General features: G+C 71.5%; 16 protein-coding genes. 11 read left to right on the forward strand and 5 right to left on the reverse strand.

Annotation, left to right across the window (positions count from 1 at the left end):
* Positions 1–193: 193 nt before the first annotated feature.
* Positions 194–769 (reverse strand): TetR/AcrR family transcriptional regulator, encoded by a 576-nt coding sequence (locus NRB56_RS19940; protein WP_153344317.1) that lies wholly within the window; start codon positions 767–769, stop codon positions 194–196.
* Between the two features lie 110 nt (positions 770–879).
* Here NRB56_RS19940 and NRB56_RS19945 point away from each other — a divergent pair, with 110 nt between their 5' ends.
* Together NRB56_RS19945 and NRB56_RS19950 are read left to right on the forward strand one after the other, a co-directional pair.
* Positions 880–1,776, forward strand: a complete 897-nt coding sequence (locus tag NRB56_RS19945; RefSeq protein ID WP_153344319.1) for a ketopantoate reductase family protein — start codon at positions 880–882, stop codon at positions 1,774–1,776.
* Between the two features lie 161 nt (positions 1,777–1,937).
* Positions 1,938–2,483, forward strand: coding sequence for a GAF domain-containing protein (locus NRB56_RS19950; protein WP_153344321.1), 546 nt, complete (start codon positions 1,938–1,940; stop codon positions 2,481–2,483).
* 6 nt (positions 2,484–2,489) lie between these two features.
* Here NRB56_RS19950 and NRB56_RS19955 read toward each other — a convergent pair whose 3' ends face one another.
* On the reverse strand, positions 2,490–3,365 hold the full coding sequence (locus NRB56_RS19955; RefSeq protein ID WP_153344323.1) for an acyl-CoA thioesterase: 876 nt from the start codon (positions 3,363–3,365) through the stop codon (positions 2,490–2,492).
* Positions 3,366–3,631: 266 nt separating this feature from the next.
* Between NRB56_RS19955 and NRB56_RS19960 the strand changes: the two genes are divergently transcribed.
* Positions 3,632–4,705 (forward strand): alpha/beta hydrolase, encoded by a 1,074-nt coding sequence (locus NRB56_RS19960; protein ID WP_153344324.1) that lies wholly within the window; start codon positions 3,632–3,634, stop codon positions 4,703–4,705.
* 6 nt (positions 4,706–4,711) lie between these two features.
* On the opposite strand, the gene NRB56_RS19965 is transcribed toward NRB56_RS19960, so the two are convergent.
* On the reverse strand, positions 4,712–5,161 hold the full coding sequence (locus NRB56_RS19965) for a peroxiredoxin (RefSeq protein ID WP_153344326.1): 450 nt from the start codon (positions 5,159–5,161) through the stop codon (positions 4,712–4,714).
* Between the two features lie 132 nt (positions 5,162–5,293).
* On the opposite strand from NRB56_RS19965, the gene NRB56_RS19970 reads away from it, so the two are divergent.
* Entirely contained in the window at positions 5,294–5,899 is a 606-nt protein-coding gene (locus NRB56_RS19970; RefSeq protein WP_153344329.1) for a TetR/AcrR family transcriptional regulator, read from the forward strand.
* On the opposite strand, the gene NRB56_RS19975 is transcribed toward NRB56_RS19970, so the two are convergent.
* Positions 5,881–6,471, reverse strand: coding sequence for a TetR/AcrR family transcriptional regulator (locus NRB56_RS19975; RefSeq protein WP_153344331.1), 591 nt, complete (start codon positions 6,469–6,471; stop codon positions 5,881–5,883). The two genes, NRB56_RS19970 and NRB56_RS19975, sit on opposite strands and share 19 nt — an antisense overlap.
* A 95-nt stretch (positions 6,472–6,566) precedes the next feature.
* Here NRB56_RS19975 and NRB56_RS19980 point away from each other — a divergent pair, with 95 nt between their 5' ends.
* The 7 genes from NRB56_RS19980 to NRB56_RS20010 all read left to right on the forward strand — a co-directional run bounded on the left by NRB56_RS19980 (position 6,567) and on the right by NRB56_RS20010 (position 14,282).
* On the forward strand, positions 6,567–7,535 hold the full coding sequence (locus tag NRB56_RS19980) for an NADP-dependent oxidoreductase (protein WP_153344333.1): 969 nt from the start codon (positions 6,567–6,569) through the stop codon (positions 7,533–7,535).
* Between the two features lie 255 nt (positions 7,536–7,790).
* Complete coding sequence (locus tag NRB56_RS19985; protein ID WP_153344335.1) at positions 7,791–9,473, forward strand: ABC transporter substrate-binding protein; 1,683 nt, start codon at positions 7,791–7,793, stop codon at positions 9,471–9,473.
* Entirely contained in the window at positions 9,470–10,417 is a 948-nt protein-coding gene (locus tag NRB56_RS19990; RefSeq protein WP_153344337.1) for an ABC transporter permease, read from the forward strand. Before NRB56_RS19985 ends, NRB56_RS19990 begins: the two co-directional genes overlap by 4 nt.
* A complete protein-coding gene (locus NRB56_RS19995) occupies positions 10,414–11,259 on the forward strand; it encodes an ABC transporter permease (RefSeq protein WP_153344339.1) in 846 nt (281 codons plus the stop codon). The genes NRB56_RS19990 and NRB56_RS19995 overlap by 4 nt, the downstream gene beginning before the upstream one ends.
* The gene (locus NRB56_RS20000) at positions 11,252–13,039 is read left to right on the forward strand and encodes a dipeptide ABC transporter ATP-binding protein (protein WP_153344341.1); all 1,788 of its coding nucleotides are present in this window, start codon (positions 11,252–11,254) and stop codon (positions 13,037–13,039) included. The genes NRB56_RS19995 and NRB56_RS20000 overlap by 8 nt, the downstream gene beginning before the upstream one ends.
* A complete protein-coding gene (locus NRB56_RS20005) occupies positions 13,036–13,803 on the forward strand; it encodes an SDR family NAD(P)-dependent oxidoreductase (RefSeq protein ID WP_153344343.1) in 768 nt (255 codons plus the stop codon). Before NRB56_RS20000 ends, NRB56_RS20005 begins: the two co-directional genes overlap by 4 nt.
* Positions 13,804–13,859: 56 nt before the next feature.
* A complete protein-coding gene (locus NRB56_RS20010; protein ID WP_153344345.1) occupies positions 13,860–14,282 on the forward strand; it encodes an ester cyclase in 423 nt (140 codons plus the stop codon).
* 77 nt (positions 14,283–14,359) lie between these two features.
* Here the strand turns inward: NRB56_RS20010 and NRB56_RS20015 are convergent, their stop codons facing one another.
* Complete coding sequence (locus tag NRB56_RS20015) at positions 14,360–20,605, reverse strand: type I polyketide synthase (protein WP_153344347.1); 6,246 nt, start codon at positions 20,603–20,605, stop codon at positions 14,360–14,362.
* Between the last annotated feature and the right edge of the window lie 211 nt (positions 20,606–20,816).

Consider the following 20,816-nt stretch of genomic DNA (forward strand, 5'->3'; position numbering starts at 1 on the left):
ACAGTGAATCACCGCTCTACCGGCCGTAAATTTCATGCCGACCAGTCGCTTTCGATGAGGCGAGGCCGGTGAATGCCCTCGCACCCGACATCGCCTGTGCGCGACCGGTTGGCGTGTGGCCGAGCATGTCGGCGGCCTCGTCGTTGCTCTGATACGAGTGAGCGAGATCGATGCGGGTAGCCGGCCGAGCCGGTCAGGAATCGTCCACCGGGTCGCCGTGGGCGATCGCGTGGAAGGCGGTTCGCAGCAGCGCGCTGATCCGTTCCGGTTCGGCGTCGGCGAGGCCGTCCAGCCGGAGCAGGTAGCGCCCGATCACCGCGCCGACCGTGAGGGCGCCGAGCAGGCCGGCTCGCAGGTCCGCGTCGTCCGGTGCGAGATGCCCGGCGGCCTGTTGCTGCCGGGCGACCATGGCGGCCCGGACGTCGGCGGCCGCGTCGGGGTGGCTGAACATGGACCGGATCGCCGCCAGCGCATCGATCGGGGCCGCGGCGAGTTTGTGCTCGAGCGCCGCGAGCAGCTGTTCGGCCGCCTGCTCCGGCGTGCCGGTGATCAGTTCCTCCGCCTCGAATCCCGCAGCGCGGGCGAACAATTCGTCCTTGGATCCGAAATAGCGGATGACCAGTCCCGGGTCGGTCGCCGCGGCGGTCGCGATCGCGCGGACGGTGGCCCGGTCGTAGCCGACCTCGGCGAACAGTCGCTGCGCTGCCGCCAGGATCCGGGATTCGGTATTCCGGCGCTGCTCGGCGCGGCTGATGGGTCGGTTGCTCATCGGTTCAGTCTACGTCGGTTGACTGAATCCGGATCGCGCTGCTAGCCTCGGTCTACGGTCGTTGACCGAATGACGCCACTGAATTCCGTTGCAGATCAGGAGAATTCGTCATGTCCGGATCCATCGACCCATCATCGCTGCGCATCGCCGTCGTCGGGCCCGGCGGCATCGGCAGTACCTTCGCGTTCCGGCTCGCCCGCGCGGGCCACGAGGTCACCGTCGTCGCGCGCGGGACCCGGCTGGAATGCCTGCGCCGCGAGCGCGCGATCGTCACGGTCACCGGTGAACGCGCCGAGGTGCGAGTCGCCGAGCGGCTGGACCCGGCCACGGCCTGGGATCTGGTGCTGGTGACGGTGCTCGCCGCCGAGGTCGACGTGCTGCTGCCCGATCTCGCCGGCAGTGCCGCACACGCGATCATGTTCATGTTCAACACGTTCCGGCCGCTGGACGGGCTGCGGGACACGGTCGGCGCACCGCGCGCCGTCTTCGGCTTCCCGGCGATCGTGGCCGGTCTCGAGGACGGCCGGCTGGCGTCGGAGATTCTGCGCCGCGGCGCGGCCACAACCGTCTCCGATCGGCGGTGGGCGGCCGTCTTCACCGCCGCCGGGATCCCCGCGACCACCCACCCCGACATGCAGAGCTGGCTGCGCACCCATGCGGCGTTCGTCGTGCCGGTGCTGCTGGCCGGACTGCGCGCGCGGCTCACCGGTCACGGTATCGACCGGCGCGAAGCGGCGGACCTGGCCCGCGCGCTGCGCGAGGGGCTGCGCCTGGTGCGGCGGCTGGGAAACGACGTCACTCCCCGGCCGATCGCGCTGTTCGGCCGCCTGCCGGTACCGGTGGCCGCAGCCCTGCTGTGGACGGCGACCCGGGTCCCGGCCTTCGTGCGGACGAGTTCGGTGGCGCCGCGCGACGAACCGGCGGCGCTGATCGACGAGATGAACTCCCTTGCACCGCAAGGCACTCCGGCGCTGCTGGCCGTCCGGCCGGCACCGATCGCGGGGTGACGGCGGGGAGGCTCCGGGCTGCCGGGAGGCGACGGCGCCGGGATCGAGGACGAGCGAGCCGGCGATCGGACGACCGGCTCGCCGTCCGGATCTCGGTCCGCCGGATTCGGTCGAAAAGGTTTACCGGCAATCGCCAACAGGTAACTCCTGTTGGAGAACGCATGGAGTACGTGAAAGCCGAGGTGTCCGTCATGTCCGGTCTCAGCGCCTCGAATTCGGCCGCGATGGCGGCGCCGGACATCGCTGCCGTTTTCCGGGAACTGCCCGGCGCCCCGCTGGTCGGCCTGTCCGCCCACGACGGCGTCGTCCTCGACATCGTCGCCGCCAGTACGCCCGAGGCCCGGATGGCCGAGGAAACCCAGCTCCTGCATCTGCACAGCCCGGCCCGGGACGCCGCCGACGACCACACGCCGGTCGTGGTCACCGATCTGGACCGGACCTCCTGCTGGCGGGACTGCTGCGAGGAACTGCACGGCTGGGGCGTGGGGGCGCTGCTGTGCCAGCCGCTGGCCCGGCCCGACGGCACGATCGCGGGGGTCCTCACCGTGTACGGCCGCGACCGCAGCATCTTCACCCGGGCGCTCGCGGCCGCCCTGCGCGATCTGTACCCCCGCGCCCTGGCCACCCTCGCCGCCCATCGCCCGGCCGCGCGCGTGGCGTCCCGGTCCGCCACCCCGCCGGAAGCGGACCGCGCGACGCCCGCCTGACCCGGGTCAGAGCGTACGGACCAGGCCTTCCTGCGCGACGGTCGCGCACAGCCGGCCGGTGCGGTCGAGCATCTCGCCCTGGCACAGCGCTCGCGCGGCGCCGGACCAGCGACTGCTCTGGTTGTACAGGAACCAGTCGTCCACTCGCAGCGGCGCGTGGAACCACACGGAATGGGTGAGGGTGGCGAACTGGATACCGGCGTCCTGGAAGGTGCGCCCGTGCGGTCCGAGCGCGGTCGAGAGCAGCAGCACGTCACTCAGATACAGCAACCCGGCGGCCTGCGCCGGTTCCTCGTCCGGAACCGGGCTCGTGGTGCGCAGCCATATGCTCTGATGCGGCGGGGTGGTCTCCCCGCGCATCGCGTACACCCGGACCGGAAGCCTGGGGAAACGCAGATCGGCGCCGATGGTGTCCCGCAGGGTCCGGGCCCAGCGCAGACTCGCCTCGTCGCCGGCGAACGTCTCGGTGACATCGGGGAGCCGGTCCGGGTCGGTGCCGTCGTGCGTGGCGACCTGATGGCTCAGCCCGGTCTCCCGGCGGTGGAACGAGGCGGCCATCGTGAAGATCAGCCGGCCGGCCTGGACCGCCTCGACGGTGCGGGTCGAGAAGGACTCACCGTCACGCGTCCGGCCGACGGTGAAGTCGATCGGCTGGGTGGTGTTGCCGGGCAACAGGAAACTGGTCTGGGCCGAGTGGACCGGCCGATCGGCCGGAACCGTCGATCCGGCGGCCAGCAGCGCCTGCGCCGCGATCCGGCCGCCGTAGGTCCGCCGCGGCGGGCCCGGCTGTGCGAGGCCGCGGAACTCGTTCTCGCCGAGCGTGGCCGGAGCGAGCGAGTCCAGGAAGGTCGCGGTGCGCCCGCTCTCGTCGAGAACCGTCATGATCGCCTCCTACTCGGCTCATCGAGTTAAGCACGCGACGAAGCCGCCTCGCACGCGGCCGACTCCGGCGGCGAGATCCGGCCCGCGAAGGCGTGTCCTCGGTCACAGCCCCGGCGGCGGACCGGCGTCCCACCTCCCGCTCCCGGCGCACCGGTTGCATGCCCGTGCGCCCGTCAGGGGTGCATCGCCGCGGTGTGGGTAGTCCATCGATGACCGTGGTTGGGATCGAACACGCTGGGTGACAGCTGCTCAGGGGAAGGCCGGACATGGGTTCGCGACTCGCAGTACGCCGTCGGATCGCCGCGGCACTCATCGCGGGGGCGACGATCGCCACCGCCACCGGCACCGCGAGCGCGGATTCCCCGAACGCCGCCGAAACCGAGTTCCCGCAGGCCCGTCCCGCCCCGGACGGATCGCGCCTCACCGGGGTCACCCCGGTCGACGACCGCCGTTACCTCCTCGAGGTCCGCTCCGCCGCGATGGACCGCACCATCCGGTTGCAGGTGATCCGTCCCGCCGACACCGGCATTCCCGCCCCCACGCTGTACCTGCTGGACGGCGCCGAGGACGGCGATACCCCGCACGGCGTCAAGACCTGGGAATCCACCACCGATCTGATCCCGTTCACCGCCGACAAACACGTCAACGTCGTCACCGTGATCGACGGCGCCTACAGCTACTACACCGACTGGCGCGACGACGACCCGGTTCTCGGCCGCAACCGCTGGCAGACGTTCCTGACCGAGGAACTGCCGCCCGTCCTGGACTCCGCGTTCGGCGCGACCGGCCGCAACGCGATCGCCGGCCTGTCGATGTCCGCGACATCCGTTCTGCAACTGGCGGAATCGGCGCCGGACCGCTACCGCAGCGTCGGATCCTTCAGCGGCTGCAACGATCTGGACGACCCGGTCTGTGCCGCCGCCGTCCAGGGCGTCCTGATGCTCGGCAAGGCCGACCCGGACAACATGTGGGGCCCGGTCGGCGGCCCGGAGTGGACCGACCACAATCCCGCGACGCCGGCGAATCTGGAGAAGTTGCGCGGCGTCAACGTGGTCTTCGCCACCGGCAACGGCGCCCTCGGCAAACACGACACCGCCGCCGCCGGTAACGACCCGGTTCGGCTCGGCCACCAGATCATCCAGGGCGGCGGCCCCGAGGAGACGTTGGTCGGTGAATCCAATCACCGTGTGCAACAGCGAATGTCGCAGCTGAACATCCCCGCGACCTTCCTGTTCGCGCCCGCGGGGACCCACTCGTGGCCGTACTGGCAGGACGACCTGCACGCCGCCTGGCCGAGTTTCGCTGCCTCCCTGGATATTCCGGTCACCGGAACGCCCTAGGGAACGTCAGCCGGCGAGCGCCCCGAGCGCCTCGTCGGCGTGGATGTTCATGTTCAGCTCGCTGTGCACGGCCGCGAGGATCTTCCGGTCACTTCCGATGACGAACGTCCCGCGCTTGGCCGGGATCCCCGGGATCCGGCGCTTGAGTCCGTAAGCGCGAGCGACGTTTCCGTCCGTATCGGCCAGCAGCGGATAACCGAGCCGATGCGTGTCGTCGAACTTCTTCTGCTTGGCCACGTCGTCGGCGCTGATCCCCAGGATCGAGGCTCCCCGCTCGGCGAATTCGCCGACGATGTCGCGGAAGTGGCAGGCCTCGCGGGTGCATCCGGGGCTGAGCGCCGCGGGGTAGAAGAACAACACGACCGGCCCCTTCTCGAGAACCGCGCTCAGCCGCACGGTCTCGCCGTTCTGGTCGCTCAGTTCGAACTCGGGTGCGTCGTCGCCCACTTGCAGCATCAGGTTCTCCTCATGATCTTCGATCCGAACACCCGGATGGCATAGTTGATCTCCACGCCGATGCCGCACGGAGGTATCGGCCACGGCACAATTAATGCACTGCTATGGTGCATCAATTACTCGGAGTTGGCAATGGGATCATCGACGCCGCGGCGTGGCCGCCGCCGTGATCCGTCGATCGATACCCGGGTCCTGCGGGCCGCCGTCGAGGAACTGGCCGAACGCGGCATCGGCGGCTTCGCCACCAACAGTGTCGCCGCGCGGGCGGGCGTCGACAAGCGCGGCATCTACGCCCGCTGGCCCGATCGGGATCAGCTCGTGGTGGAAGCCCTGGGCACCCTCGCCGCCGGCCTGATCGTCCCCGCCACCGGCGCCCTGCGCACCGACCTGCTCGCTCTCGTGCCCGCGGTGGCCGCCGTGTTCACCAGCCCCCGGATCGACATTTTGCAACGCTGCATCCAGGAGGCCCAGGACTATCCGGCGATCTACGCCGCGTTCCGCCGCGACTCGATCGACCGCTGTATGGCCGTGGTCGAGGAGGTCTTCCGCTCCGCCCAGCTCCGCGGCGAGATCGCCGCCGCCCTGGACCCGGCGATGGCCGCCGAGGCCTTCACCGGCATGATCCTCACCCGCGCCGGTTTCACCGGCCCGGCCGCCGTGACGGAGCCCGAATCGCAAAGGGCCATCACGGATTTCATCGTCGCGGCGTTCGGCGCCGGTCAGGCCCCGCCGACCTGACCCGCACCGGCCCGCAGACCGTCCATCAGGAGGTTCAGCAGGCGACCGGCTTTGGCCTCCTGTCCGGGCCGGGGGGCCACGGTGAAGATGCCGAGGAGGGCGGCGGCGATGTCCTCGGCGGTGATGTCGGAGCGGAGATCGCCCGCCGCGCCGCCGGCGTCGAGAATCGTGGTGATCGCCGCCAGCAGTTCGGCCCTGGTCCGCGCGTGCGCGATCTCGCCCGACTCGATCATCGCCAGCAACGTGTCGAGCATGCCGTTCTTGGTCGCGACCCAGTCGCCGAACAGATCCATCCAGCGCCGCATCGCCGCCGCCGGGGGCAGTCGGCGGAGCAGGTCGTGTGCTCCCGTCGTCAGCCGCCCGACCTGGTCCCGGTAGACCGCGTCGACCAGCGACTCGCGGGTCGGGAAGTGCCGGTAGAGCGTGGCGATGCCGACCCCGGCCTCGCGGGCGATCGCGCGCATCGACGGCTCACCGTCGGCCGCCCCGAACACGCGGGTCGCCACCGCGAGCAACTGGTCGCGGTTGCGGGCCGCGTCCGCCCGTGGCGCGCGGGCCTCCGTCTCGGTCAAAACGGATCACGCTCCGCTTGTGTTACGGTCGTCCATGTAAACGGAGCATAGTCCGTTTCGATGCGCATCATCGGCCCCGGAGGAGACAGACGCACATGCGGGAACAGCGTGATCAGCAGCCGGCGGACAGCGGCCGGGCGGTCCGGCTCGATTCGTTCGGCGGCCCGGAAGTCCTGGACGTCAAGGAGATTCCCGTTCCGCCGGCGCGTCCGGGACAGATCCGGGTGCGGGTCACCGCGGCGGGCCTGAACCCGATGGACTGGATCATGGTCGCCGACGCGGATACCGCCGCCCGGTTCGGCCTGAGCCTCCCGGCCGGGTTCGGGACCGACTACGCGGGAGTGGTCGACCGGACCGGGGACGGGGTGACCGGCTTCGCGCCCGGCGATCGGGTGTTCGGGAGCGCCCTGTCGCGCGCGGTCGCCGATTTCGTGGTGGTCGACTCGGCCGGCGAGATCGCGGCGAACGAGGCCCACCACACCCCCGACGACGTCGATGATCGGACGGCCGCCACCCTCGCGATCGCCGGGCGCACGGCATCCGCCGCCCTCGCCGTGGTCGGCCTCAGTGCGGACGACACCGTGCTGATCGGCGGCGCGGCGGGCGGCGTCGGGGTGTTCGCCGTCCAGCTGGCCCGGATCGCGGGAGCGCGCGTGATCGGGACGGGGTCGGCGACATCGGCGGATTTCCTGCGCGATCTCGGCGCCGAGCCGGTCGCCTACGGCGACGGCCTGGCGGACCGGGTCCGGGCCCTCGCGCCCGGCGGCGTCACCGCCGCCGTCGATCTGCACGGGACCGAGACAGCTTACGCCGCAAGAGAACTCGGTGTCCCGGACGGCCGGATCTGTACCATCGCCGCGCAGATCGACGGCGTGCCGAACGCCAACGGCGCGAACGCCGCTCCCGGCGCCCTGGACGAGATCGCCCGTCTGGTCGCGGCGGGCCGGCTCCGGGTGCCGATCGCGGCGAGCTTCCCGATCGAGCAGATCCGCCGCGCGGCCGAACTCCAGGCCGGACGGCATGTGCACGGCAAGGTCGTCGTCGACCTCCGGTCCGAGGCCTGACGGTGGCCGGTCCTCGGCGGCTACGCGAGAGGTCCGTACGGCCGGGCCGGCATTTCGGGCGGAATTATGATTCGAATTCACGATATATCCGGATCGCCGGATGTAATCGGCAGAATTCAATTCACGGCGATCTCAAATAATGACCGGGCATATTTCGTGTGTTGAAGTCTTGGTGGTCGGCGGATCGGCGCTCTGACTTCGGGTGAGCGCGCTCGATGTCGGCCATTTCCACTCGCACTTCGACGAACGGGTGAAATGTCTACACACGAGGGGGCCGACGGTTCGTCCGGCCGGCCGGGTATCCGTGCGCGCAGGCGCCGGGCCGCGTGGATCGCCGCCGGCGCGGTGGCCGCGGTGGTGGTAGTGGCGGGTGTCGTCGCCGGGGTCGCCGGGTCGGGGTCGCACGCCGCCGACGCAGAGGCGAAGGACGGCACTCTGGTGTACGGGATCTCCGGCACCCAGGTCTCGCTGGATCCCGCGGTCGCGGCGACGGCGGTGACCAGCGTGATCAACCGCAACATCTTCGATTCCCTGGTGGCGCAGACCGGGCCGGACACCTTCGGTCCCTGGCTGGCGTCGTCGTGGACGGTGTCCGGCGACGGCCTGACCTACCGGTTCGCCCTGCGCGAGGGCGTGACCTTCCACGACGGCACGCCGTTCACCGCCGACGCCGTGCGGGCCAGCCTGGACCATGTGGTCGAACCCAAGACCAAGTCCGCGTACGCGGCCTCGCTGATCAGTGCTTATCAGCAGACCCGGATCATCGATCCGCATACCGTGGAAATCGTTCTGAAGCAGCCGTTCGCGCCATTTCTGCAGGCATTGTCGACGCCGAGTCTGGGAATTCAGAGTCCCGCGGCGCTGGGAGCCGCGAATTACCGTCCGGTCGGTACGGGACCGTTCGCCTTCGATCAATGGGATCAGGGGCGCAGTGAAACACTGACCCGATTCGACGGATACGATTCGCCGCCGCCCGGCGCCGCGCATTCCGGGCCCGCGCGATTGCGCACCCTGGTCTTCCGGTTCATCAATGAGGACGCGACCCGTTACGGTGCGCTGACCAGCGGCCAGGTGCAGGCGATCGCGGGCGTGCCGCCGGTCTCGGCCGGCGATCTCGCCGGTCGCGCCGACTTCACCCTGCGTTCCGACGAGACGCCCGGCCTGAACTACAACGTCTACCTCAACCAGTCGCGGGGGCCGCTGGCCGATCCGGAGGTGCGCCGGGCACTGACCGCCGCGGTGGATGTCGCGAAGCTGGTGAACAACATCTACTTCGGCCGATACCCGGTCGCGGACAACCCGATCAGCAAGGTCACCGCCGATTACGATGCCTCGGCGCGCGCCGATCTGACCGGCTACGACCCGGAGAACGCGAAGCGGCTGCTCGACCGGGCGGGGTGGAATCGCACGGACTCCGACGGCATCCGGCTCAAGGACGGCGTGCGGTTGTCGCTCGTCTGGCCCTACTGGCCGGACGGCACCCGGGAGCAGCGCGACGTCGTCGCGGACGGGATCCGGGCGCAGGCCCGTGCCGTCGGCATCGATATCCAGCGGCCGACCGTCGACACCGGCACGTACATCGACAAATATCTGATCGGCGGCGGATACGACCTCGTCGATGTCAGCTTCGCCCGTCCGACACCGGATGTGCTGCGTTTCGCGTTCTTCTCGGCCAACACCTACGCGAAGGCGGGCGGCAACGTCGCGCTGGTCACCTCACCGCAACTCGACGCGCAGGTCACCGACGCGGCGGCCACCACCGACCCGCACCGCGCCGCCGCGAACTACGCGGCCGTGCAGCACGAGGTGCTGAAACAGGCGTACATCATCCCGATCTACACCCCGGTGAGCCTGACCGGAGTGGCGAAATCCGTGCACGACCTGTCCTTCGACGTCCAGACCTATCCACGGTTCTACGACGCCTGGCTGTCGAAATGAGCCGGATTCCGGAACCGTTGCGCTGGCTGGCCGGACGGGTGGCCTCGGCGGTCCTGGTGATCTGGGCTGCGGCGACGCTCACTTTCGCTGGGCTGCAAGCGATTCCGGGTGATCCGGCGCGCGCCGTCGCCGGGGGTGTGGCGGCGACCGGTTCGCCGCAGGTGCTCGCGCAGATCCGCCGCGAATACGGTTTCGACGCACCGGTGTACGTGCAGTACGGCCGGTATCTCGGCCGACTGCTGCACGGTGATCTCGGCACGTCCTATCAGCTGCATCGGCCGGTGCGGTCCGTCATCGCCGAACAGCTCTGGCCCACAACGACACTCGCCGTCGGCGGGCTGTTGCTGGGGCTGGCGCTGTCGGTGACCGTCGCCGTGACCACCGCACAGCGGCGCCGGGCGCGGGCGGTGGCCCGCACCGCGGAGTTCGCGGCCCTGTCGATGCCGACCTATTGGGTGGGATTCGTACTGCTGGCGCTGTTCTCGTTCCACTGGCGCTGGTTCCCGGTGATCGGTGAGCCGGGGCTGCGCGGTTCGGTGCTGCCGTGGCTGACCCTCGCCGTCGCGGTCGCCGGGGTGCTGTCCCAGGTGACCCGCGACGGACTCGAGGAGGCGCTGGACCAGCCGTTCGCGTTGACCGTGCGCGCCCGCGGGGCCTCCGAACCGCGGGTGCGGCTACGGCACGCCCTGCGGCACGCCGCGGCGCCGGTGCTGACGCTGTCCGGATGGATGCTGGGCAATCTGCTCGGCGGGGTGGTCGTCGTCGAGACCGTCTTCGCGCGACAGGGCGTGGGCCAGGTGCTGGTCACCGCGGTGCGCGGCCGCGACTATCCGGTGGTGACCGGGATCGTGGTGCTCACCGCGGCGACCTTCGCGCTGATCGCGATCGTGCTCGATCAGCTCTATCGGATCCTCGACCCGCGCATCCGGGCGGCGGTCCGATGACCGCGACCGCGGCGGGCGTGCCGCGTGCCCGGCCGATCCGGATACGCTCGGGGCGGGTACTGGCCGGGCTGACCCTGCTCGTGGTCGCGACGGCGGTGCTCGCACCGGGATTGCTCGCGGGTTCACCGGAGTCGATCGATCCCGGTGTGGCGCTGCGGGCACCGAGCGCGGCGCATCCGTTCGGCACCGATTGGCTCGGGCGCGACGAGTACGCACGCGTGGTGTACGGCGCGCGGGCCTCGCTGCTGGTCGGTCTCGGGTCGACGGTGTGCTCGACGGTGGCGGGCACGCTGTGGGGATTGGCCGCGGCGCTGGGTGGCCGGCTGGCCGATCGGATCGCCATGCGTGCCGCCGACGTCCTGCTCGCGTTCCCCACCATTCTGATGGCGTTGCTGGTGGTGGCGGTGCTGGGTCCGGGGACCGGCAATGTGGTGCTCGCCATCAGCATCGCCCTGACACCGGGTTTCGCGCGCCTGGTCCGGATCCGCACCCATCTGGTCCGCCAATTCGCTTACGTCCGTGCGGCCCTGGATCTGGGCACCGCGCCCTGGCGGGTGACCCGGCGGCACATCGTGCCGAATGTGTTGCTGCCCTTGGGAGTTCTGGTGGTGATCAACATCGGGACCGCGATCATCATCGGTTCGTCGCTGAGTTTCCTGGGCCTCGGCCCGGATTCGGGCACGCCGGAGTGGGGCGCGATGCTGGCGCAGTCCCGGAACTACCTGGGCGCCGCGTGGACGCTGGCGCTGTTCCCGGGGCTGGCGGTGACGGTGACCGTGATGGCGATCAGCGTGCTGGGCCGCGCCCTGCGCGCGCGGGTCGGCGGAGCGCTCGATGAGTGACCGCCTGCTCGAAGTGCGTGGGCTGTCGGTCGATTTCGGCGACACCCGCGCGGTGGTGTCGGTGGATCTGGACCTGGCAGCCGGGGGCTGTCTGGCGATCGTCGGCGAATCGGGATCCGGCAAGAGCGTGACCGCGCGCGCCCTGCTGGGCCTGGCCGGGTCGCGAGCCGAGGTGCGGGCCCGGACTCTTACGCTCGGCGGAACGGATCTGCGGCGGGCGACGCCCGCGCAGTGGCGGCGCATCCGCGGCCGCCGCGTCGGTTTCGTGCTGCAGGACGCGCTGTCCTCACTGGATCCGTTGCGCCGCATCGGTTACGAGGTCGCGGAACCGCTGGAGATCCATCGGCTGTCCACCGGCGCCGCACTCGACGAGGCCGTGTTCGGTCTGCTGCGCCGGGCCGGCATCCCCGACCCGGACCGCCGCTGGCACCAGTACCCGCACGAACTGTCCGGCGGCCTGCGCCAGCGCGCGCTGATCGCCTCGGCCATCGCTGCCGAGCCCGAACTGCTGATCGCGGACGAGCCGACCACGGCGCTCGATGTCGTTGTCCAGCAGCAGATCCTGGCGCTGTTGCGGGAACTGCGGGCGGCGGGCACCGCGGTGCTGCTGATCAGCCACGATCTCGCGGTGGTGGCCGAATCCGCCGACGACATCGCGGTCATGTACGCGGGCCTGGTGGTGGAGCGGGGGCCGGCGGCGGCGATCTTCGCCGCACCGGCGCATCCCTACACGGCCGAACTGCTCGCGGCCACACCACGAATCGACGGCCCGATCGCGGCGGCCGGCACCCGGCGCTGGGCGCCACCGGCCGCCGGCGGCTGCCCGTACGCGTCGCGCTGTCCGCTGGCCGACGCGGACTGCCGCGCGCGACTGCCCGAGCCGGTGCCGCTGCCGGACGGGCGGACCGTGCGCTGCGTGCATCCGGGCGAGCGGATCGAACTAGCGGCGCCGGTCCGTGCGGTCCCGGCGGCGGCCCCGACGCCGGATCGGGTTCCGCTGCTGGAGTTCCGGGAGGTCACGCGGCACTATCGACTGCCCGACGGCAGCCGCAACCGGGCACTCGACGCGGTGTCGCTCGCGCTGCGGCCCGGCGAGAGCCTCGGGATCGTGGGTGAATCCGGTTCCGGCAAGAGCACTCTCGCCCGGCTGGCCCTGGCCCACCAGGCGCCCGACGCGGGTGAGGTGCTGCTGGACGGGCAACCGTGGTCCCGGCTGCGCGAACGGGACCGCCGGCCGCTGCGGCGCCGGATACAGCTCGTCGACCAGGATCCGGCCGGCGCCTTCGACCCCCGGCAGCCGACGGCGGCGATCATCGGCGCGGCGCTGGACGGAAAGCTTTCTCGCGCAGCACGATCCGACCGTATCGACGCCCTGCTGCACGAGGTCGGACTGGATCCGTCGGTGCGGGACCGGCGACCGGCGCAGCTGTCGGGCGGCCAGCGCCAGCGGGTGGCCATCGCGCGGGCGCTGGCCGTGGCGCCCGAGCTGATCGTCGCCGACGAACCGGTCTCGGCGCTGGACATCACCATCCAGGCACAGATCCTGGGCCTGTTCGAGCAGGTCCGGGACCACAGCGGCGCTGCCCTGCTGTTCATCTCGCACGACCTGGCCGTGGTGCGCCGCCTGTGCACCCGGATCGCCGTGATCCGGCACGGCCGCATCGTCGAAACCGGCTCCACCGCGGATGTTTTCGCCGATCCGCAGCACGAATACACCCGCCGCCTGCTGGCCGCCGTGCCGCGAGCAGCAGCGCCGGCCCTCGCGAAAGGAACCCCATGACCTCGACCGCCGACCAGCGGGTCGCGATCGTCACCGGCGCGGCCTCCGGCATCGGCCGCGCCACCGCCGAACTGTTCGCCGAGCGCGGGCATCACGTCCTCGCCGTCGACGTCGACGAGCGTGGACTCGCCGAATTGACCGGTGGGCAGGTGACTCTCGTCGGCGACGTGGCCACCGAGCCGGTCAACCTGGCCGCCGTCCGCACGGCCCTGGACCTGTTCGGCCGCGTCGACACCCTGGTGCTGAACGCCGGCATCGGCGGGACTCTCCCGCTGGAGGCGCCCGGCGCCGTGGAGCGCGCGGACCGGATCTTCGGAGTGAACCTGCGCGGGCCGATTCACGGTCTGCGCGCGGCGATCCCGGCGTTGCGGCAGACCCGTGGCTCGGTGGTCGTCACGGCGTCGGTCGCCGGTCTGCGCGGCGACCCGGGCAACTGGGCCTACAACGCCGCCAAGGGCGCGCTGATCAATCTGGTCCGGGCGTTTGCGATCGACCATGCGGCGGAGGGGGTTCGGGTCAACGCGCTCGCACCGGGCCTGACCCGCACCGGGATCACCGCCGGGGTGCATCGCGATCCCCGGGTGCTGGCCGCGATCGAGCGCCGGATCCCGTTGGGCCGCTTGGCCGAACCCGTCGAACAGGCGGAGGCCGTCTGGTTCCTCGCCTCACCCGCCGCCGGATACATCACCGGCACCACCCTGGTCGTCGACGGTGGCCTGGACGCCAATCTGGGCATCCTGCCGCTGCCCGGCCAGGGCTTCTGACACGCGCTGTCCGACCGAAATTCGCACTGTTCCAGGTCTATTCGAGGAGACACATCATGACGACGTCCGCTGTCGAGATCAACAAGGCCGCCACGCGCCGGTTCTACGAGGAGGTGGTGTCGCAGGGCAGGCTCGAGGTGCTCGACGAGATCATCGCCGACGACGGCCGTGACACCGCCAACCCGGCCGCCGGTGTGGTGGGCCGCCAGGGTTTCGTCGAGCACATCACCTGGCTGCGCGACAATGTCGAGGGTGTGACCGCCACCGTGGACGATCTGATCGCCGAGGAGGACCGGGTCGTCGCCTACTGGACCATCGACGGGGTGCAGCGCGGTGAGCTGTTCGGCGTGCCCGATTCTGGGGCCGGTCGCCGGTTCACCGGCGTCAGCATCAGCACCATCCGGTTCCGGGACGGCCGGATCGTCGAATACTCGGTGCTGCCCGACCGTTTCGGCATCGTGGCGCAGCTGCTGGCCTGAGTCGGTCTCAGCCCCGCAAACCTGATCGGCCGGCACGGAATCCGTGCCGGCCGATGGCTTTTCGCCGCCGGGGCAGCTCAGGACGAGGCCGCCTCCAGGGATTCGAGCCAATCCCGCAGCGCCGCGGCGGTCGTCGGCGCGTCCTCCTCCAGCACCGTGAAATGGTCACCGGGGATGTCGGCGGTGTCGTGCGGGACGGGCCAGAAGGCCCGCCAGTCGCGCGGGCCGTCGAGCCGGGTGCCGGCCAGCGGTGTGGTGGACCGGAGCAGCCGGATCGGCGCCCGCACCGGTTCGGCCCGCCAGTCGAGGAACAGGCGGTTGTAGGTCCCCATCGTGGTCAGCCGCTCGTCCTGGACCGCCATGTCGAATCGGTCCACGCGGGCCAGCATCCCGCCGATCATGGCGCCCGTCCACCACTCCATGCCCGGTTCCACGGCGGCCTCGATCGGATAGCTGTCGATGAGCAGCAGTCCCCGTGGACGCAGTCCCTCGGCCTCGACCGCGGCGGTGACCGCGTGCGCGATGCACCCGCCCATGGACCGCCCGAGTACCACGAACGGCCGGTCGCCGACGACGGCGGTCAGCGCCTCCGCGCCGAGCCGCACCAGCGTGGCCACCGAATCGGGCAGATCCACGCTGCCCGCGGTGAACCCCGGCGCGGGGATCACCACGACATCTCGTTCACCCCGCAATTCCTGTGCCATGCGCGAATATTCGTGTGGTCCGGAGATCGCGCTGACCGCGGGGAACGCCACCACGACCGTGTCACCGGGCCCCTCGGCCAGCCGGATCGGCGCGACCGCGTGCCGGGCCCGGTCGTCCGCGCCGAAGGTGTTGCGCGCGTGGGACGCCGCGATGAGCAGCAGCGCCGCCTCGGCGTGCTTGCCCGCGTCGTGCATCCGGCGATGGATCGCGGCCAGTCCGGTCGCCGCCGGTGCGGCCGTGACCGGCGCGGCGGAATCGACCAGGCCGTCGAGGAATTCGGCGATCGCCGCCGGCGTGGGGTGGTCGAAGGTGAGGGTGGCGGGCAACCGCAGCCCGGTGGCCCGGCCCAGCCCGTTGCGCAACTCCACCGCGCTGAGGGAATCCAGGCCGAGTTCGATCAGGGCCCGATCGGCGGCGATCGTCTCCGCCGCCGGATGTGCCAGTGCCACACCGACGGTGGTGCGCACGAGCTCCAGCAGCGCCCGGCGGCGATCGTCCCCCTGCCGGCCCGCGATGTCGCGCAGCGCCGAGCCCGGCGCCTCCTCCCCGGCGGCGGTCCGGCGCGGCCGGGGCACCAGCGAACGCAGCACCGGCGGCAGCGGGTCGGTGCGGCGGGACAGCGCACGGGCGTCGAAACCCGCCGCCACCACGACCGGGCCGGCGTGCACGGCCGCGTCGAGCAGCGCCAGCGCCGTCGGCGTGGGCAGCGCGCGCAAGCCGGTCCGGGCGATCCGGGCCCGGTCGGCGGCGGAAAGCCCCGCGGTGGTTCCGCTTTCGCGTTCCCACAGACCCCAGGAGATCGAGACGGCCGGGAGCCCGCGCGCATGACGTTGTGCCGCAACGGCATCCAGCTCCGCGTTGGCGGCGGTGTAGGCGCTCTGACCGGGCCCGCCGAGCTGCGCCGACACCGACGAGAAGAGGACGAACCGGGTGACGGTACCGACGTCCCGGGTCAATTCGTCCAGCACACGCGCGCCGCCGCCCTTGGGCCGGGCGACCTCGGCCAAGCGCTCTCCGGTGACGGTATCGAACAAGCCGTCCCCGCCCAGCCCGGCGGCGTGTACCACTGTAGTCAGCGGCCGATCGGTCGGTACGCGTCCCAGCGTGGCCGCGACCGAGTCCCGGTCGGCGACGTCGGCCGCCGCGAGAACCACTGTGGCCCCCGCGGATTCGAGCTCCTCGGCCAGTTCCGCCGCGCCGGGCGTCGCCACGCCCCGGCGGCCGGCGAGTACCAGGGAGCGGATCCCGTGGGTGTGCACGAGATGCCGGGCCACCTCGGCCCCCAGCCCGCCGAGCCCACCGGTGATCAGCGTCGTGCCCGAGGTGTCCCAGGAGGTGCTCGCCTCGGTGGCCGGCGGATCCCAGCGGCGCAACCGGGGCACCGACACCCGTCCCGCGCGAACCGCCGTCTGACTGTCCCCGTCGGCGGCCGCGGTCAGCACACCCGCCAGCGCGGCCCAGGACTCGGGCCGATCGTCGAGATCGGCGAGCAACACCCGCTCCGGATACTCGGCCTGCACCGACCGCACCAGCCCCCACACCGCGGCCGCGCCCGGGTCGGGCACCTCGGTCTCGTCGACCGCGACCGCTGCACGGGTGACCACCACCAACGGCACCGCCTCTGTCGCCGGATCCGACAGCCACCGCCGCAACATCGGCAGCAACTCCGCGGCGCCGGCCGCCGCGACGACGGCCGCGGCGGAGGTGACCGAATCCGTGGCCCCTGCGAGCGAGTGCACGGCTGCCGTGGCCGAATCCACGGCCTGGCCAGGCGTTTGCACGGCCGAGTCCGCGGCAGGAGCGGAATCCGGCGTTGTCACTCGGTGGCCGCTCGCTCGGAGGGCTGCGCCGACTCCCGTTCGATCCGCGCCGATGACGGCCCAGGCGGTCGGGCCGGTCGGGGTGTCGATCTCGTGCCAGGCCACCGTGAACAGCGCGTCGCGCAGTTCCGGTCGCGCCGAACGCAATTGTGCGGTCGACACCCGGCGTGCGACCAGGCTGTCGATGCCGAGTACCGGTGTTCCGGCCGAATCGGCGGCGTCGATGGTCACCGTGTCGGGTCCGCCGGGGCGGACACGCACGCGCAGTGCTGTCGCGCCACTCGCCGATATCCGGACGCCGCTCCAGGCGAAGGGCAATCGGTTCTCGCCGGCGGGCACCTCGGTGAGGGCCCGCAGCGCGGGCAGATGGACGGCGGCGTCGAGGAGGGCCGGATGCACGGTGAACTCCCCGGCCCGCTGCCGTTCGGTATCGGGCAGCGCGACTTCGACGAACAGGTCGTCCGCGCGTTCCCAGGCGCGGCGCAGTCCCTGGAAGGCGGGGCCGTAGGCGAGTCCGGTGGCCAGCAGGGCGGGGTAGATGTCCTGGACGTCCACCGGTTCGGCGCCGGGTGGTGGCCAGGTGGTGAAATCGGCTGCCGATGGCGGCGAGTCGGGTCCGAGGACGGCGCGCGCGTGCCGGGTCCACACCGCGCCGGTGGTGGCGGCCGGTCGCGAATGGATCGCCGCCGTGGCGGTGCCGTCGTCGGCGGGGGTCACGACGACCTGGATGTCGACCGCGGAATCGCCCAGTACCAGTGGGGATTCCACGATCAGTTCCTCGATCTGCGGCAGGTCTGCCTCGAGGCCCGCGCGGGCCGCCAGTTCCAGCATCGCGGTACCGGGCACGATCACCGTGCCGAGCACGGCGTGATCGGCGAGCCAGGGATGTGTGCGCAATGACAGTCGCCCGCTCAGCAGCAGGTGTCCGCCCTCGGCCGCGGCGATCACCGTGGAGAGCAGCGGATGCTCGATCGGCGTCGCACCGGCGGCCGCGGCGGCGCGCCGGTCCCGGACCGGTTCGGCCCAGAAGCGTTGCGGCCGGAAGGCATACGTGGGCAGTGCGAGTCGCGGCGCCGGCGGCACGATCTCGGGCCAGTCGATCCGATGCCCATGGGTGAAGACGGTGGCCGCCGCCGACAGCGCCGTGGTGAGTTCCGGCCGTCCGCCGCGCAGCACGGGCGTCACCGCGATTTCCTCGTCGGCCAGGGTCGCCGAGATCATCGGGGTGAGTACGGCTTCCGCGCCGATCTCGACGAAAACACCGGCGCCCCGGGCGCGCAGGGTGCGCACGGTGTCGGCGAACCGGACCGTGCCGCGCAGATGCCGGGCCCAGTAGCCCGGATCGGCCAGTTCCGCGCCGTCCACGACGGCTCCGGTGGTGTCGGACACCAGGATCACCTCGCCGGGGTCGGTGAACGACAGTTCCGCGACCACCTTCTCGAATTCGGCCGAGGCGGGTTCCATCAGAGGGGAGTGGAAGGCGTGGGAGACGGTGAGCCGCTTCACCCGCCGGCCGCGGCCGGTCAGTTCCGCCGCCACCGCGAGCACCGCCTCCTCGGCGCCGGAGACGACGACGGCGCGCGGTGCGTTGACCGCGGCGATCGACACTCCCGGCTCGAATTCGGCTGCGGTCGGATCATTTCCGTCCGTGCGGGCCGACCCCCCGAGGACCTCGAGCACCTCGTCCTCGGTGGCCTCGATCGCGACCATGGCGCCCCCGGCGGGCAGTGCTCCCATCGAGAGTCCGCGGGCCGCGACCAGCCGGGCCGCGTCCTCGAGCGACAGCACGCCGGCGACGTGCGCGGCCACCACACCGCCGATGGAATGCCCGGCGACAGCGGTGATCTCGATACCCCAGGAGACCAGCAGCCGGTACAGCGCGGTCTCCAGAGCGAAGATCACCGACTGGGTGTACACCGTGGAGTCGATGAGCCCCTCGGTACCCGGCTCGCCGAAGGCGACCTCGCGCACCGAGAACGCCACGGCCGCACCGAGATGCCGATCCAGCGCCGCCACGGCCGCGTCGAACGCGGCCGTGAAGACCGGGAACCGTTCGTACAGTTCGGCACCCGCACCGGCCCGCTGACTGCCCTGCCCGGCGAAGACCACGGCCACACCGCCGCCGGTGGACGCGGTCGCCGAATGTACCGCGGGCGTGGGCCGATCCGCGGCGATCGCCTCGAGCGCCGTCCGCACGCCGTCGATGTCCTCGGCGAGGACCACCGCCCGCGTGTCGTGGTGCACGCGGGTCCGGACCAGCGCCGACGCCAGGGCCGCCGGATCCGGCGTCGCGGACGTCACGAACTCCGCGAGTCGTTCCGCCTGCGAACGCAATCCGACCGGCCCCGCGCCGGACACCGGGAACGGCAGCACCTCCGCCGGGCGCGGCCGCGAATCCGCGATACGCGGGCCCGTCTCGCCGGCCTGTTCGATGATCACGTGCGCGTTCGTGCCCGAGACACCGAACGACGAGATGCCCGCCCGGCGCGGCCGGCCGGTCTCCGGCCAGTCCCGGGCCTCGGTCAGCAACCCCACTCGCCCGGACTCCCAATTCACCAGTGTCGAGGGCGTTTCCAGGTGCAACGACGCGGGCAACCGGCCGTGCCGCAGGGATTCGACGACCTTGATCACGCCCGCCACCCCGGCCGCGGCCTGCGCGTGCCCGATATTGGATTTGAGCGAACCGAGCCACAGCGGCTCGCCGTCGGTGCGCGAACCGTAGGTCGCCAGGATCGCCTGCGCCTCGATCGGATCTCCCAGCACGGTGCCGGTGCCGTGCCCCTCCACGGCGTCGACCTCGCCCACACCCAGCCCGGCGTCGGCCAGCGCGTCGCGGATCACCCGCTGCTGGGCCGGGCCGTTGGGGGCGGTGAGGCCATTGGAGGCGCCGTCCTGGTTGATCGCGGTGCCGCGTACCACGGCCGGAATGTCGTGCCCGAGCCGCTGTGCGTCCGACAACCGTTCCAGCAGAACGACTCCCACACCCTCGGCCCAGCCGGTGCCGTCGGCGGTGTCGGCGAACGCCTTGCACCGCCCGTCGGGCGCCAGGCCGCGCTGGCGCGAGAATTCGGTGAACCCGATCGGGGTGGACATCACCGACGCACCGCCGACGACGGCGAAATCCACCTCACCCGCGCGCAGTGCCCGCACCGCGAGATGCAGTGCCACCAGCGAGGAGGAGCAGGCGGTGTCGACGGTGACGGCCGGCCCCGCGAACCCGAAGGTGTAGGCGACCCGGCCGGACACCACGCTGCCGAGGTTGTTGATGGCCAGATAGCCCTCCAGATCCTCGGGAATCGGGTCGAGCCGGGAGCCGTAGTCGTGCCCCGCCAGCCCCGCGTACACGCCCGTGCGGCTACCCGCGAGCGCATGCGGATCCAGGCCCGCGCGTTCGAACGCGTCCCAGGTGACCCGCAGCAGCAGCCGTTGCTGCGGATCCATCGCCAGCGCCTCGCGATGCGAGATCCCGAAGAAGTCCGGATCGAATTCGGCAGCGCCGGTGAGGAATCCACCGTGGCGCGCGTACGAGGTGCCGGGCGTGCCCGGGTCCGGATCGTAGAGCGCGTCGAGATCCCAGCCGCGGTCGGCGGGGAACGGCCCGACCGCGTCGCGGCCCTCGGACACCAACTCCCACAACTGATCCGGTGAGGACACCCCACCCGGCAGCAGGCACGCGGTGCCGACGATCGCGATCGGCTCCCGGGAGCGGGCCTGCCACTCGTCGAGGCGCTGCTGTAGTCGTTGTTCCTTGGCGATCGAGCGTTTCAGGTATTCCCGGAGTTGTGTTTCGGTGGCCATCTCGATCAGTTCCTGTCTACCAGGTCGAACAATTCGTCATCGGAGGCGGAATCGAGGTCCGGACGCGCTTCGGGGGCCGCGAGCCGGTCCGCGAGGGCCCGCAGCCGCTCGGCCAGCGCCTCGGATTCGGCGTCGCCGCCGGTGAGCAGATCCTCGAGTGCGTCCAGGGCGGTGGCGACGTCGACGCGGCCGCCACCACCGTCGTCACCGT

It is taken from the genome of Nocardia aurantia (assembly GCF_009604425.1).
Lineage (GTDB): Bacteria > Actinomycetota > Actinomycetes > Mycobacteriales > Mycobacteriaceae > Nocardia > Nocardia aurantia.